This window comes from Serratia aquatilis (assembly GCF_044865145.1).
GTDB classification, from domain to species: Bacteria; Pseudomonadota; Gammaproteobacteria; order Enterobacterales; family Enterobacteriaceae; genus Chania; species Chania aquatilis.
This window is the reverse complement of sequence record NZ_CP173186.1, coordinates 2,085,745-2,100,555: the sequence shown is the minus strand read 5'-3', so window position 1 is coordinate 2,100,555 and position 14,811 is coordinate 2,085,745. Positions and strand designations below refer to the sequence as shown.

At 50.9% G+C, this 14,811-nt stretch carries 11 protein-coding genes; 9 read left to right on the top strand and 2 right to left on the bottom strand.

Translation table 11 applies throughout. The features are described from left to right. Positions 1–546: 546 nt before the first annotated feature. Positions 547–966 carry a helix-turn-helix domain-containing protein gene (locus SAQUA_RS09315; RefSeq protein WP_380672865.1) on the bottom strand — a complete coding sequence of 140 codons (420 nt, stop codon included), beginning with the start codon at positions 964–966 and terminating at the stop codon, positions 547–549. A 71-nt stretch (positions 967–1,037) separates the two neighbouring features. Between SAQUA_RS09315 and SAQUA_RS09310 the strand changes: the two genes are divergently transcribed. Next, positions 1,038–2,243, top strand: coding sequence for an MFS transporter (locus SAQUA_RS09310; protein WP_380672863.1), 1,206 nt, complete (start codon positions 1,038–1,040; stop codon positions 2,241–2,243). 74 nt (positions 2,244–2,317) lie between these two features. On the opposite strand, the gene SAQUA_RS09305 is transcribed toward SAQUA_RS09310, so the two are convergent. Next, positions 2,318–3,154: an MBL fold metallo-hydrolase gene (locus SAQUA_RS09305; RefSeq protein ID WP_380672861.1), complete on the bottom strand. Its 837-nt coding sequence runs from the start codon at positions 3,152–3,154 to the stop codon at positions 2,318–2,320. A 934-nt stretch (positions 3,155–4,088) separates the two neighbouring features. Here SAQUA_RS09305 and SAQUA_RS09300 point away from each other — a divergent pair. The 8 genes from SAQUA_RS09300 (at position 4,089) to purB (ending at position 14,808) form a co-directional block, all read left to right on the top strand. Further along, positions 4,089–7,262 (top strand): autotransporter outer membrane beta-barrel domain-containing protein, encoded by a 3,174-nt coding sequence (locus tag SAQUA_RS09300; protein ID WP_380672859.1) that lies wholly within the window; start codon positions 4,089–4,091, stop codon positions 7,260–7,262. A 378-nt stretch (positions 7,263–7,640) separates the two neighbouring features. After that, on the top strand, positions 7,641–8,324 hold the full coding sequence (locus SAQUA_RS09295; protein WP_380672857.1) for a copper/silver response regulator transcription factor: 684 nt from the start codon (positions 7,641–7,643) through the stop codon (positions 8,322–8,324). After that, positions 8,314–9,762 carry a Cu(+)/Ag(+) sensor histidine kinase gene (locus tag SAQUA_RS09290; RefSeq protein WP_380672855.1) on the top strand — a complete coding sequence of 483 codons (1,449 nt, stop codon included), beginning with the start codon at positions 8,314–8,316 and terminating at the stop codon, positions 9,760–9,762. The genes SAQUA_RS09295 and SAQUA_RS09290 overlap by 11 nt, the downstream gene beginning before the upstream one ends. 224 nt (positions 9,763–9,986) lie before the next feature. After that, on the top strand, positions 9,987–10,346 hold the full coding sequence (locus SAQUA_RS09285) for a DUF305 domain-containing protein (RefSeq protein WP_380672853.1): 360 nt from the start codon (positions 9,987–9,989) through the stop codon (positions 10,344–10,346). 34 nt (positions 10,347–10,380) lie between these two features. Next, positions 10,381–10,878 (top strand): Cu(I)-responsive transcriptional regulator, encoded by a 498-nt coding sequence (gene cueR, locus SAQUA_RS09280; RefSeq protein WP_380672851.1) that lies wholly within the window; start codon positions 10,381–10,383, stop codon positions 10,876–10,878. Between the two features lie 438 nt (positions 10,879–11,316). Next, positions 11,317–12,342, top strand: a complete 1,026-nt coding sequence (locus SAQUA_RS09275) for an HOASN domain-containing protein (protein WP_380672849.1) — start codon at positions 11,317–11,319, stop codon at positions 12,340–12,342. Positions 12,343–12,377: 35 nt separating this feature from the next. Continuing rightward, on the top strand, positions 12,378–13,367 hold the full coding sequence (locus SAQUA_RS09270; protein WP_380672847.1) for an HOASN domain-containing protein: 990 nt from the start codon (positions 12,378–12,380) through the stop codon (positions 13,365–13,367). A 31-nt stretch (positions 13,368–13,398) separates the two neighbouring features. Then, positions 13,399–14,808, top strand: a complete 1,410-nt coding sequence (gene purB / locus SAQUA_RS09265) for an adenylosuccinate lyase (RefSeq protein WP_380672845.1) — start codon at positions 13,399–13,401, stop codon at positions 14,806–14,808. Positions 14,809–14,811 lie beyond the last annotated feature (3 nt).

Below are 14,811 nucleotides of genomic sequence, written 5' to 3'. Positions count from 1 at the left end.
CTAACAGCCCTAGCTCAGTAATTTATTATCTGACCCTGAATCTATGGGGTTATCTTATCTCTATCTAACAGTCTATGTAGGGTGATTGCGTTGTTCTTTTGTTTTCTTTTGTACAACTTGTAAGAGAGTGTAACAGCAAGAAATCAACCTCGAATAAATAGAGTTCCTATTAGGCTGTGTCCCTTAATTGCACGCGAGCGCCGCTGGCGGTCATTTGCGCACAGGGCAAGGCGTGAGCCGCAAGGTTTGGTGGACCAAATAAGCGGCGAACAACGCCGCAATGCGCGCAAATGGCCCCAGCCCGAAGGGTCGCGCCCCAAAAGCCCGTTCGAAGTAAAGTCGGGCTTGAACAGAGGGCCACTCTGCCCTTCACCCTCCGCCTTGATAACGGGCTTTTGGGTCTGCGACGGCACCACGGGCAATTAAGGGACACAGCCTAGCTATTGGGACGAGTCTGTTTGGTACACTCGTATTATTTAGCGTATATTTCAGTTCTTTCTCAAACTTGAAGCAAGTATAAGTGACACTGCCTCATACCCCGTAGCATCATTTCCTTATCTTCGTTTTGCTCTTCTTGCGGTGGCTCGCCTTTAAGAGTAAACGCCGGAATGTCGGACATTCAAGATGTGATGGTGCTGGGCAATCGGCCACATGACGCAGCGCGTTTTTCAAAACCACGAGATTGCGTATCTGGCGTTCCAGCTCATCCGCTTTGGCGTGCAGATTTACTCGCGGCAGATCGGGCAATCCATCCTTGCCAAACATGCCGGATATTTCTACCAGCGAAAAACCTGCGGACTTACCGAGTGCAATCAATGAGAGTTTTAACAGAACGTCCGTATTGAACTGCCGCCGTAATCCATTCCTGCCCACAGAGGCGATCAGGCCGATTTCTTCGTAATAGCGCAGTGTTGCGGGTGACAAACCTGACTGTTGCACCACTTCACCGATATCAAGGATTTTCATGCTTGACCTCAAGTTGACTTGAGTTTGTAAGATGCCTTAACACGCAAATTCTTGCAACAGGAAAGCAGATCATGAAACAAGCCCCCACCCCCCCCAAAAAAGCCGTCTGGCAAGATCTACGGGCTATCGCTCTTTTGATGGCGGCAAGTTTGACAGTTATGGCGAATGCAACGATCAGCCCGGCGCTGGCAGGGCTTGAGGCAGCTTTTTCAGACACACCCAATGCGGAAATACTGACACGCCTTTTGGTGCCAGCCCCCTCTCTTAGCGTGATCTTATTCGCCCCACTTGCAGGCATTTACGCCGATCGTTTTGGCCGGCGCAGGATGCTACTGGTCGGCGTGATCCTGTTCATCATCACAGGCAGCGCCGGTCTCTACTTACCCACTCTGCAGACGATTTTTGCCAGTCGTCTGGCGTTGGGGATCGCCGTGGCACTCATTATGACATCGGCAACGGCGCTGATTGGTGATTACTTCACTGGCGGCCAGCGCAGTGACCTGGTGGGGCTTCAGGTATCAGCGAGAAATTTCGGCGGTTTTCTGTTTATCTCTCTGGCGGGGTACATTGCGGCAATCTCACCACGGCTGCCATTCGCCATCTACGGCCTAGCGGCCTTTTTCCTACCGCTCATGTGGGCGGTGATTACCGAGCCTGACAGATCGACCTCACCCGCAAAAATGCCAGAAAACGCAGGGCATCCGGCATGGAAATTGCGCATGACTATTCTGGCACTTTTGCAAATGTTGACGAATATGCTCTTCTTTATCATGCCGACACAACTGCCCTTTTTCTTCAATGTACAAGGTTACGACAGCGCCATGATGACCGGTTCAGCACTGAGTGTATTGATGTTGACAGGCGGCTGCGCGGCATTTCTCTATGCGCGAATGAAGCGTGCGATTGGTTTTTTCGGTAATTACACCTTGGGTTATGCCATGATGGCTCTCGGATTTATGCTGGTAAGAACGGGAGTAAAACCCTGGATAGTCTTTGTTGGCACGGCAGCAATCGGCGCAGGTTACGCAATAGTTTCACCGAACTTTGTTGCCATTGCGCTCAACCTTGTTCCGGACCAGCACAGGGGCCTTGCCGGAGGGATCCTGACCACATCAATATTTCTTGGTCAGTTTATTTCCCCTTTACTCAGTACCCCGTCGATTTCAGCATTCGGATACGATGAAACATTTTTTAGCATCTCAATGCTTCTTGGTGCGATGGCCGTAACGATGGGTATCACTGGGGGAACAATGTTAAGAGTTAAATACAATTCCTAGTGACATTTTTCCTCTTCAATTGGCTCTGGGCTAGGCTGGAAGATATAAAAAGGTAGCAAAGCCAGTCCGCCCTTTCAAACCGCAAAATCAAGCCTGAGCCCAACACCAACTTCATTAATCTTCACATAATTCGCCAAGCTGATCTTTGCAGCGAGATCGGTGCAATGGCATGGGTACAGGGTTTCCGGGGCCAGATGCTTAAGATAATCCCCGGTCTTGGACAACGTTTCCTCATCCGCATTTTGCAGGTGAAAACCACCAATAACCGCAGCAATGCGCGTTTCTCCGGTGACCTGCTTGGCGTAATCGATAATATTGCAGATACCCGCATGGGAGCATCCTGTCACGATAACCAGACCTGTTTTTGTTTTAACCGCTACAGCAGAGTCATCCAACACATAATCGTCCATCAGTTCCCCGTTCTGATCATGTGTGTGACCAACAGGCTCTGTTGCCTCAAAACTATTATTACGTGGGATTTGCCCAAGAAATGTAACATGTTCAGATACATTTAATGGTTCCCTGGTACAAATTCTTGTGAAGAAAAAATCGTGCTCATCCTGCCGATGGTTTAGCCCTATAGGTCTTGAGTGATAGTATTTAGGTATTAACGCAGCCGGGTGTGAGATCAGGTTTATTTTCTTTTGCGGATCGGCAATCGCGCGGTCGTAATATTGTATTAAATGGTTTAAACCCCACGTATGGTCGTTATGTCCATGAGACAAAATGACATCATCAAGATCGGCTAGGTCGATATGCAGAGTCTGGGCATTCTTTAAAAGAACATCAGAATAACCAGCATCAAACAGTATCTTTTTACCATCACACTCAATAAGGTAAGATACGCCGGGTTCGCCGATTAAATACCTGTCTATTAATGTGTTATTGTCGACCAGAACAGTTAATTTCATTATTGGACCTATTGTAATTTCTTGCAGAACTTTCGCGAGAATAAACCTTCGCATGGACAGAACAAGTTGATTTTCATCATATTTCAAGCAGCAGTTTTAAGCAACTTATCGCAGGTCTGTCAAAATACGGCTACCGGAGCAGCGTCAACAACGCCCGGCATGTGTCATCGATGCAAAGCTCAAGGAGTAGGCTGTGTCACAGACGTTACTCACTTTGGCGTAAGGCTTTAACATGCGGATAACGGGGTTGATACAGATTTTGAGGGCTGCCGCCACGTCGCCAACACCAGCTCAGTAAAGAAGGCGTTTCTAAGCTGCGGGTGAGCTGAGAACAGAGCGGGAGTGAAATGCGGGCTATGGACCTTGGGGTTGGCTGTGAACCATCGGATTATACAGCAGATTCAACCTATTGAAGCCGTCACCAATAATCTCTTAACAAGCAATAATTCGCTTAATACACTTTAATTAAGACCAATAAAACCATATTACCCAAGTTTATTCCTAAAAAAATAACAGAAAATAATTGTGCTTCTTTTTTAATCCACATATAATCTATCCACTCTAATCATTCAGTATCGATGCTCTCGCTCCAGCCACTATTCCGTAATCAAACCAGGTGCTTGGTGTAAGAGTTTCGATTTACACTACAATTAAACCAGAAAAAGTCTGCTCACCGACACCCCGAATTCATAATATCTTTCAAGCATTAAAATAACATTCTGCAGTTGCTTTAACATCGAAAATTTTCGTTTCTCGTTATTTACCTGCGTTACTTAGCAACATTATAAATACATACAAAATCAATTAATTTACATCACTTCAACACCAGGAAAGCCTTATTATGGATATACGTTACTTAGCCACACCCCACCCATTAAATAAACGTCGTAATTGCCAAAACTTTGCAATTACTGACACTTCTTCAAGAAATATTATGTTTCGGCAATCATATCTTTCGGTAGCCCTTGTATGCGCTATTCTGAATACGCCTTTCGCCTTCGCAGAGACGATTGATGGCGGCCAGACCGTCACGGTTCCCGATCCGCAATCTTCACCTTGGAATACCAGTAGCCTGATCATCGGCGACACCAATAGTGGCACATTGCTGATTGAAGACGGGGGAGTTGTAACCACCACCGGAGCTGGCTATCTCGGCAATACGGTCGGCTCAACGGGTATGGTCGAAGTTTCCGGCATCGGGTCTCTGTGGACTAACAGCAATAACCTCTATGTTGGCAACTCCGGTAATGGCTCACTCACCATTAGCGATGGTGCCGTAGTCAGCAACACAGTTGGCTATATCGGCAGAAACAGCGGTACCACAGGCATTGCCGAAGTCTCCGGTGCGGGGGCTAAATGGGTTAACAGTGGCACCCTCGCTGTCGGCAACGCGGGTAATGGCTCACTCACCATTAGCGATAGCGGCACTGTCAGCAATACCGCTGGCTATATTGGCAACTTGGCCGGCTCGACCGGTGTGGTCGATGTATCTGGCGGCGGATCATGGAATAACAGCAGCTACCTGTATGTTGGTTATGCCGGTAATGGCTCACTGGCCATCAGCGATGGTGGTGCCGTCAGCAATACCGATGGCTATATCGGTAACGTAGCCGGAGCAACAGGCTCTGCCGAGGTGTCCGGTAGCGGCTCGCATTGGAATAACAGCAAAACACTGGTGGTAGGCAACTATGGCGATGGCTCGCTGACGATCAATGATGGCGGCGTTGTCAGTAATACAACGGGCTTTATCGGCTACGCATCAGATATTACCGGCACTGTAGAGGTGTCCGGTGCTGGATCACAGTGGAATAACAGCGCCTACCTCTATCTTGGTTATTACGGTAACGGCATGCTGACGATCAAAGATGGCGGCATTGTTAACAATACTATGGGCCTGCTCGGCCAGAGCGCTGGAACAACCGGTGTGGTAGAGGTTTCCGGCGTCGGTTCGCAGTGGAATAACAGCAACTCCCTGTATGTGGGTAACGCCGGTGATGGTTCACTGAGCATCAGCGATGGCGGTTCTGTCAGCAGTGCATCCGGTTATATTGGTTCGGCCACCGACGCGGTAGGTATTGTCGCGGTTTCCGGTCCTGGGTCGCAGTGGAATAATCGCAACAGCCTCTCCGTTGGTAGCGGCGGCAATGGCACGCTCGCCATTAGCGATGGCGGTGTGGTGAATAATACTACCGGTAGTATCGGTGCCAGCGTCGGTTCAACCGGCGTTGTCGAAGTATCCGGAACCGACTCGCAATGGAATAACAGCGATGACCTGGCGATTGGCCGTTCGGGTGATGGCACGCTGACCATTACCGATGGAGCTGAGGTTTCCGCCAGATATATCACTATCGCTAATAATGCAGCCACCCAAGGCACATTAAATATCGGTAACGGCAATCTGGGCGGCGCGCTCAATGCATCCTACATCCGCAGCGGTGCCGGTTCAGCAACGGTAAACTTTAATCATACTGATAATATCGACTTTTCACCGCGCATGTCCGGATCATTGACCGTAAACAAAGTGAATACCGGCATCACCACGCTGAAATCTGCGAGTGATTATTCGGGTGTTACTACCGTCGATTCAGGAACCTTAAGAGCCGGAACGGCTAGGGCCTTCAGCTTTAACTCAGACTTTGTCATCAAAGCCGGTGGAAAGCTGGATCTGGCCGGTTATGATCAAACTCTGGCCAGCCTGGATAACGCCGGTATGGTGAGCTTGAACGGTGCTCCGGGTACGGTATTGACCGTTGAGGGTGATTATAGTGGTAACAACGGTTTATTGAACTTCAACACGGTACTGAATGACGATACATCGGCAACGGATAAGCTGGTGGTAAACGGTAATACCTCTGGTACTACATTGGTCAGCGTAACCAACGCTGGCGGCAGCGGAGCTTCAACCCTTAACGGGATTGAGCTGGTGCAGGTGGAGGGTGTTTCTGATGGTGAATTCGTTAAAAATGGCCGTATTGTAGCCGGTGCTTATGACTACTCTTTGGTACGCGGTACTGCCGCCAATGCCGGTAATTGGTACCTGACCTCGGCCACGGATCCAGTAGCACCACTGCCACCAAGCCCAGAAGTTGAAGTGATACCTGAATCAAAGCCAGACGAAACTCCGGCACCCCTGGTTGAGCGTCCTGAAGCCGGTGGCTACAGCGCTAACCTGGCTGCGGCCAACAACCTGTTCGTAACCCGTTTGCACGATCGTCTGGGTGAGACGCAGTATATTGATGCATTAACCGGCGATCGCAAAGTGACCAGCCTGTGGCTGCGCAACGAAGGCGGCCACAACCGCTCTCGCGATAGTGATGGCCAGTTGAACACCCTGGCTAACCGCTATGTGTTACAACTGGGGGGCGATATTGCCCAGTGGAGCAATAGTGATCAAAGCCGTCTGCACCTTGGTCTGATGGCCGGTTATGCCAACAGTAAAAGCAACACGGTATCAAGCCTGTCGGGTTACAGTGCCCGCGCATCTGTTGATGGCTACAGCGCCGGTTTGTACGGCACCTGGTATTCCAATGAAGCCGACAAATCCGGTTTGTACGTTGATAGCTGGGCGCAATATAGCTGGTTTAACAACACCGTTGATGGCCAGAATTTACAGAGCGAGAAGTACCAATCCAAGGGGATTACTGCGTCAGTAGAAAGCGGTTATACCTTTAAAGTCGGTGAAAATCCGGCCAAAAACGCAATTTACTTTATCCAACCGAAAGCGCAAATCACCTGGATGGGTGTGAAAGCAGACGACCACCAAGAAGCTAATGGTACTAATGTCTCTGGTGAAGGCCATGGCAATATCCAGACCCGTCTGGGGGTGAAGGCCTTTATTAACGGTTATAGCAGTCAGGATAAGGGCAAAGATCGCGTATTCCAGCCATTTGTCGAAACCAACTGGGTCCATAACACTAAAGACTTTGGTACCTCAATGGACGGCATCACCGTGAAACAAGACGGGGCGGCCAATATCGCTGAACTTAAAGTCGGCCTGGAAGGGCAGATCAATAAGCAAGTGAATATTTGGGGCAATATCGGCCAACAGGTCGGGAACAAAGGCTACAGTGATACCGCAGCGATGTTTGGGGTTAAGTATAATTTTTAAGGTTATACCGCGGTAAAAAACCCTATGCAGTACTGGTAGTTAAAAATCCCCTCAGAAGAGCCTCTCTGAGGGGATTTTTTTGAGGTTTCTTTCTGTAAACGCCTTTTCCTCTATAACCACGTGACGCAAGATGCCCCCCGCGTCTTTAAAAGCAACGGGTGTATAAACGCGACCGGGCATGTTTCTTCCCATCCAGGAACGTCGGCACAAAATAATTGCTGCACTGTTTTACTCCCGCTTATCAGGCATACTTTATCGGAGCCAATCTGTTTAACGCGTGACTGAACAATGACAATGCTGTCATTTTCAGCAGGATCCATTGCAGCCAGCCATAGGCCCACTAAAATGGCCTGGCCAGATTATTGTGTCGGAGGGTGCGTGAAATTATTGGTGGTAGAGGACGAGGTGAAAACGGGGGAATATCTCTGCAAAGGATTAACCGAAGCCGGGTTTGTCGTCGATTTAGTGGATAGCGGCATGACGGGTTATCACCTCGCAATGACGTCGGATTATGACCTGCTGATCCTGGATATCATGCTGCCGGACATCAACGGGTGGGATATCGTCAAAATGCTGCGTTCAGCGGAAAAAGGTATGCCGATCTTGCTGCTCACGGCCCTTGGCACCATTGAACACCGAGTAAAAGGCCTCGAGTTGGGAGCTGACGATTATCTGGTTAAACCCTTTGCCTTTGCCGAGCTTTTAGCACGGGTAAGGACGCTATTGCGTCGCGGTGCCGCCGTTATTGTAGAAAGTCAGTTTCAGGTTGCAGATTTAACCCTGGATCTGGTCACTCGGCGGGTAACGCGCAGCGGTATAAAAATCACGCTGACCAGTAAAGAGTTTACCCTGCTGGAATTTTTTATCCGTCACAAAGGTGAAGTCCTGCCTCGCTCCTTGATTGCCTCCCAGGTTTGGGATATCAACTTTGACAGTGATACCAATGCCATTGACGTTGCCGTGAAGCGTTTACGGGCGAAAGTTGACAACGATTTTGAACCCAAACTCATCCAGACAGTGCGCGGTGTCGGCTATGTCCTCGAGGTGCCTGATGCGGATTAAGCTTGGCCGCCGCCCTTTCTCACTGGCCTCTCGTTTAACCTTCTTCATCAGTCTGACGGCGATTGCCGCCTTCGCCGCGTTCAGTTGGGTCATGATCCACTCTGTCGAAAAGCATTTTGAAGAGCAGGACATCAGGGATTTAAAACAGCTGAGTACCACACTGAGTACTATTCTTGGCAAAGAGAATGAACCTGAAAATATACGGGTAGACAAACTTATCAGCACGATAGCCGATCATGGGAATGTTTTTATTTATCTGCAAAACGACAATAAAGACGTTATTTATGAATCCGCCGACAGTCTTGATTTCAAGCAGGTACTGGCCGCGCCACTTTTCCATAACCGCCTTGGTAGCAACGAAATTATACTGTGGCACGCCCCTGCTTCTGCCAACTCGGATCACGATAATAAAAAAATGGAGCAGACCAGCTATCGTATTGTTGCCCTGCCTATCGATACGTTCGTTGATGGTAAAGCCACGACTTATACGCTGCTGATTGCCCTGTCTATTGACTTTCATCTGCATTATCTCCAAGAGCTGAAATATAACCTGGTGATGACCGCATTCATAATCAGCTTGATCATTATATTTATTGTATTGCTGGCGGTATATCAGGGGCATGCGCCGCTACGAAATGTCAGCCGCGAAATACAGGGGATTACCTCTGATAATTTACATGTACGATTATTGCCAACAGATGTTCCCATCGAATTACAACAGCTTGTCGTCTCTTTTAACCATATGATTGAGCGCATAGAGGGTGTTTTTACTCGGCAGTCCAATTTCTCGGCCGATATCGCCCATGAAATCCGCACGCCGATCACTAATCTGGTGACTCAGACCGAGATTGCCCTGAGCCAGGCGCGTTCCGCCAGCGAGTATGAGGATGTTCTGTATTCGAATCTGGAGGAGTTTACCCGCATGGCCAAAATGGTCAGTGACATGTTATTTCTGGCTCAGGCCGATAATAATTTGCTGATCCCCGAACGTGTTTCCATCGATCTTAAAGCTGAAGTGATCAAGGTGTTTGACTTCTTTGAGGCGTGGGCAGAAGAGCGTGAGGTTAATCTTCACTTTGTCGGCAACCCGGTAGCAGTGAATGGCGACCCTTTAATGTTGCGGCGCGCGCTCAGCAACTTACTTTCTAATGCGATACGTTACGCTCCGGTTGGAAGATCCGTCACCGTGAGCCTGCGCGAGACTTTATCTGATGTTGAGTTGACCGTTGAAAATCCGGGTGTGCCAATACCCGCCGAACACCTACCGCGCCTGTTTGATCGTTTCTACCGCATCGACCCTTCAAGGCAAAGAAAAGGCGATGGTAGCGGCATCGGGTTGGCTATTGTGAAATCCATTATTGGTGCACACCGGGGGAAAATATCGGTTACCTCTGATTCGGTATCCACCAAATTCATCATCAGTCTGCCTAAAGAGTGATTTTCGCTAACTGGGCAGTGCTGGTTAATGTGCCCATGTTTTCGTCGCGGCTATGTCAGCGGTATGCACCATGACAGCAAAGCAGTTGCATTAACATTTATGACTGAATTGTCATCATCCTGTCACGTTGCCAACAGACATCAAACCCTATAATCAAACCCTGTCTGACAGATATTTCTATCGATAATTTTTCTGCCAACCAATTCACCTTGAGAGATAGCAAAATGAACAAAAAAATATTGTTAGTAACCGCCCTGTTAATCTCCCCTATCGCCGCTTTGGCGGCTGACAAGGCCATGAAGATGGGCGATCACGCTTCAATGTCTGCAGCCTCCCAAGAATTGATGGCCGGTATGACAAGCATGCATGACGATATGATGGCCGGAGTGATGTCCTCCGACCCCGATGTCGCCTTTGCAAAAGGGATGATCGCCCACCATCAAGGCGCCATTCAAATGTCTGAAACGCAGCTTAAATTTGGTAAAGATCCTGAAATGCGCAAACTGGCCGAAGAGATTATCAAAGCCCAGCAGCCTGAAATTGACCAGATGCAGAAATGGGTAAAAAGCCATGAGAAGAAATAGCCACGTTTGAGCTGCAAAGCTCCTGGAGGAGATAATGACGAATATCGGTCAAGCGGCCAAGTTCTCCGGCGTCTCAGCAAAGATGATTCGCTACTACGAACAGATAGGTCTGATCCCCAAAGTTATTCGTTCTGATGCCGGCTATCGCAGTTACAGCGCGTCTGACATGCATAGCCTGCGCTTTATCCGCCGCGCCCGCGACCTCGGGTTTTCTGTCGAACAGATCTCGAAACTACTGGTTTTGTGGTACGACAGCGACCGCACCAATGCCGACGTCAAAGAGATAGCCCTCTCCCATGTTGTCGTACTGAAGGCGAAGATCGCCGAACTGCAGGCGATGACGCAAACCCTTGAGCATCTGGCCGCCCACTGTCACGGCGATGACGGCCAGGATTGCCCTATCCTTGCGGATTTGGCTACGCAAACTTCAACCCAGCAGCCGAGTTCACCGGATCCTCATAAAACGCCGCGATTTGGTGTCGATACCCCCGCCTCTTCACTCCACCGCGCCGCCACGAAAACTCTCTCGTAAACACAGGTGAGTGCGCACACATTTTCTCATTATCGCTGTTACCTCACCGAGGACAGCGATTTTTGACGACCCTCTCTTGTCGGCGGCGCATTCAGTGCCGGGACAAGAGTTTGAACATTGAAATCAAAGTCAGAAATTTATTTGTAAAGCGTTTGACCTTGTCACGCTGTCAAGCCTGCTAGTGGTCCTACACACGAACCAGGATAGCGCGATGCCTCGTTTCCTCATCTCCATCAGCGGCGGTGCCAACCCCGTCAACAAAGCTCCGCTGAGTGTAAATCCATCAGCCAGCGTCGAAACAGCCCCGCCTACGAGTGAGTTTTGGGCCGATAACCCCCGTTCTCCTCGCAACCCCGGATCCCTGGTCGAGCAACGGCCGCCCTTAGTCACCTGGTCAGGAGATCCCTGACCTCTCGCTTGTAGCCAATAGGTGTTTTCATGAATAAGACGCGTACAGCTAACGATACGGAAAACCCAGAGTTTGTTTCTGGTCAAATGGGAATTTACAACATCAGCGCATCGCCGCTGTTAGCCGAAGCGCTGAAGCCCGGCGCAACCTATTCTCAGGTTACTCTCGCACTCGAAGCGCTTCTCAGGCTGGCTTCAAAAGGTCTCTCTGGGGACACAACCGCCTACGCACAATACCAGTCGGAACTCTTGAACCTGCATCTTCCCGGCGAGCCTCACACCGAACCAACCCGGCGCTGGTTGGCAAGCCAGGTATACCTGATGGAAGACAACTTCGCGCCAGCGCTCACTGAATTCAACGTACTGCCAGTTGAACAGTTCCGGGAGAAAGTCGATGCAGAGATTGCTGCGCGAACCCGCGTGAAGCACCCGATGTCGGTGCATCTGTTCCAGGGAGCACCTCCACGCCAGGATGTGCGTTTCTTCCTGAAGCACCACTGGATCCGCTCGTATAACTTCTACACCCTGCTGGCCGAGCTCGCGTTTCACTTCGAGGCAATCGAAGACGCCTCGGTGTTTTATCGCAATCTATATGGTGAAGCTGGGGCCGAGGTTGCTGAACGCTCACATCCGGCACTGCTCTCACACCTGATGACCTACTTCGATATTCCGCAGCGTGTCGATTACTCGGCGCTTCACCCCCTGGAAAAAGCCTACCTCAATAACCGGATCCGCTGTGTCCGCCATACGGATGTCGCGTGGGGACTGGCCCTGCTTTATGCCATTGAGTCGGTGAGTTGCGTTAACCATCGGCGGATCTACGAGCTGTTACAGAGTCTGGGCGTACCAGAGGAAGCCAGCGAATTCCATCGCCTGCATGGTACACAGGACGAAATCGATACCGAAGAGATGTGGCAACTGATTGCCAAGCTAGCGCCAGGCGAATCGTTCCAACGCATGTTCATGCAGTCACTGGCACGCCACTTCGCAATCAATCAGGCGTACTTCGATATGTTGTGGCAAGAAATGCAAAAACAATCCAACCACAACCCCTGAACCGCCAGAATGCCGCTAGAACGGCAAGGAACAACATGATGAATACTCCCAACTTTTCTCTGCACCGACTCCAGGGCCTTGACACCTCGAATGCTCGCACCGTCGCCAAGGCGTTGGCGCTAGACGCTTCGCCGATCCATATAGAAGCCGCGGCCAAAACGCTGTACCAACTAACAGAATCGGCTCACCAGGGCAATGCTTCAGCTTGCACCGAGTACCAACAACTGCTCTATATCCTATCGCTGAGCGACGATGTGGCGACTTCTACCACTCGTCGTTGGCTGTCCAATACCGTCCACCGCTTGGAGGAGCGTTTCATGCCTTCGGTGGAACTGCCCGCACCGCTTTCTGAAGAGGATTTCCAGGCGCGGCTAGAGCAAGAGATTTCCTCGCTTTCGCGCGAGAAACACCCCATGTCGCAGTATGTGTTCGGAGGCCACGCCTCGCGGGCACAGCTCCAGGTATTTCTGCAACACCAGTGGTTCCGTACCTTCCGTCTGTATAGAGAAGCGGCAGATTTGTTGGTGAATCTGACCGATATCGACGAGGCTGCGGCACTCAGTCGCTACCTCTATGGCGAGTTGGGTGAGGAAGATGAGACACGTTCACACCCGCGACTATTGGCAAAGCTGCTCAATGCCGTGGGGCTGGAAGAAGACTTTCAGGCCATCTCAACCATGCCTGAGGAGATCGCATACCTGAACAACCGTGTGCGCTGCTTCCGCAATCCCGATGTTGGCTGGGGGCTGGCCGTTTTCTACGTTACCGAACTTGTTGTGCCAGGAAATCACGAAAAACTCTATCACGCACTACTCCAGGCCGGCTTAAGTGAAGACGCTGCCGAGTACTACAAGATCCACGTCAGTCTGGTGCCACCTCGGGCCAAGCGCGAATGGCAGCTCATCTCGAAACGCATTCCAGATCGCGCATTTCAGAAGTCTTTCCTTGCTTCGTTGTCACAGCACTTTGCTATCGAAAAAGCTTACTACGATGCCGTCTGGGAAGAGATGCAAAACGTGGAATGACCTTCCCCTGAGCCAAATCGAGAGACAGAACATGCCGAGTCATATAACAGAATCTCGTATCTATGGGGGCGCTTACTCCGCGCCCGAATTCGCTGCGATCTTCTCTGATTCCAATCAGGTACAGAGATGGCTTGATGTCGAGCGAACCCTTGCGGCAACCCAGGCACAGCTGGGTATCATCCCTCACGAGGCGGCACAGGAGATCGCACGCGTGGCGAGAGTGGAACTGTTCGATCTCGACAGGTTGGGCCAGGAGAGCGTGGCGACAGGACACATTCTGGTTCCTACTATCCGGGCGCTGGCCAAGTCTTGCTCGGGAGAATGGGGGGAGTACGTGCACTACGGTGTAACTACACAGGACATCCTCGATACAGGCCTGATCCTGCAGATCAAGGAAGCGTGGGTTCAGGTACTGAGCCGCTTACATTCGATCCGCAACCAGTTGCTCACCCTCGCCCTGCGCCATAAGCACACACCGATGGTCGCGCGCACCCATGGTCAGCAGGCGCTTCCTACCACATTCGGCTACAAAGTTGCGGTATGGATAGATGAAATAGACCGGCATCTGGCGCGCTTTGACGAGGCTTATGCGCGGGTGATGGTCGGCAATCTGACCGGGGCAGTGGGAACCATGGCAGCGTTTGGTGCACGGGGTTTCGAGATCCAAAAGCAAACGCTGGCCAGACTCGGTCTCAACGTTCCGCTAACCAGTTGGCACAGTGCGCGAGATCGGGTACTGGAGGCTGCATGGCTAATGGTCCAGACCTCGTTGACGCTGGGCAGGATCGCCAACGAAATCTATCACTTGCAACGGACCGAGATCGACGAGGTTCGTGAGGGAGTTCGGCCAGGACAGGTCGGCAGCAGCACCATGCCCCACAAACAGAACCCGTCGACGGTCGATTTGATCAGTGCGCTGTCGCGTCTGGTACGGGCACAAATGGTCGCGCTCACCGATGCAGCGTTTCAGTTACATGAGCGCGACGGCACAGCCTGGCGCATCGAGTGGGCGGCGTTACCGGAGCTGTTTATTTATACCGGCGCGCTGCTCTGTCGTATGGATGAGATGTTAATGGTCGGGCTGGAAATCCGCGAGGATCGGATGCGTAGCAATCTTGACTTGCTTGGCGGCCTGATTCTGTCGGAGCGGATCATGCTGGCGTTGGCGTCTCAGTTCGGCAAGCAGACTGCCCATGACCTGGTACACGAACTCTCTCTGGAGGCACAACGAAGCAACATCTCGTTCCGCGCCGCCTTGCTCAAAGACCCACGTCTGCGCGGTTGCTTTACGCAGCAAGCGCTGGACGAACTACTCAACCCCGTCACCTATGTAGGGCTGGCGGCGGACATGGTCGATCTGGTCACTGGTAATGCCGGAAACCACGCCCCAAGCGTGGGCACTGGCAAGACCCCCGACATCCCACTCAATCTCAGCCCGTGATGG

Bases quoted from the DNA above. Each gene is read 5' to 3' on its own strand.
- SAQUA_RS09315 (WP_380672865.1), bottom strand. From the start codon at position 966: ATGAAAATCCTTGATATCGGTGAAGTGGTGCAACAGTCAGGTTTGTCA.
- SAQUA_RS09305 (WP_380672861.1), bottom strand. From the start codon at position 3,154: ATGAAATTAACTGTTCTGGTCGACAATAACACATTAATAGACAGGTAT.
- SAQUA_RS09300 (WP_380672859.1), top strand. From the start codon at position 4,089: ATGTTTCGGCAATCATATCTTTCGGTAGCCCTTGTATGCGCTATTCTG.
- SAQUA_RS09275 (WP_380672849.1), top strand. From the start codon at position 11,317: ATGAATAAGACGCGTACAGCTAACGATACGGAAAACCCAGAGTTTGTT.
- purB (WP_380672845.1), top strand. From the start codon at position 13,399: ATGCCGAGTCATATAACAGAATCTCGTATCTATGGGGGCGCTTACTCC.
- SAQUA_RS09270 (WP_380672847.1), top strand. From the start codon at position 12,378: ATGATGAATACTCCCAACTTTTCTCTGCACCGACTCCAGGGCCTTGAC.
- SAQUA_RS09310 (WP_380672863.1), top strand. From the start codon at position 1,038: ATGAAACAAGCCCCCACCCCCCCCAAAAAAGCCGTCTGGCAAGATCTA.
- SAQUA_RS09285 (WP_380672853.1), top strand. From the start codon at position 9,987: ATGAACAAAAAAATATTGTTAGTAACCGCCCTGTTAATCTCCCCTATC.
- SAQUA_RS09290 (WP_380672855.1), top strand. From the start codon at position 8,314: ATGCGGATTAAGCTTGGCCGCCGCCCTTTCTCACTGGCCTCTCGTTTA.
- cueR (WP_380672851.1), top strand. From the start codon at position 10,381: ATGACGAATATCGGTCAAGCGGCCAAGTTCTCCGGCGTCTCAGCAAAG.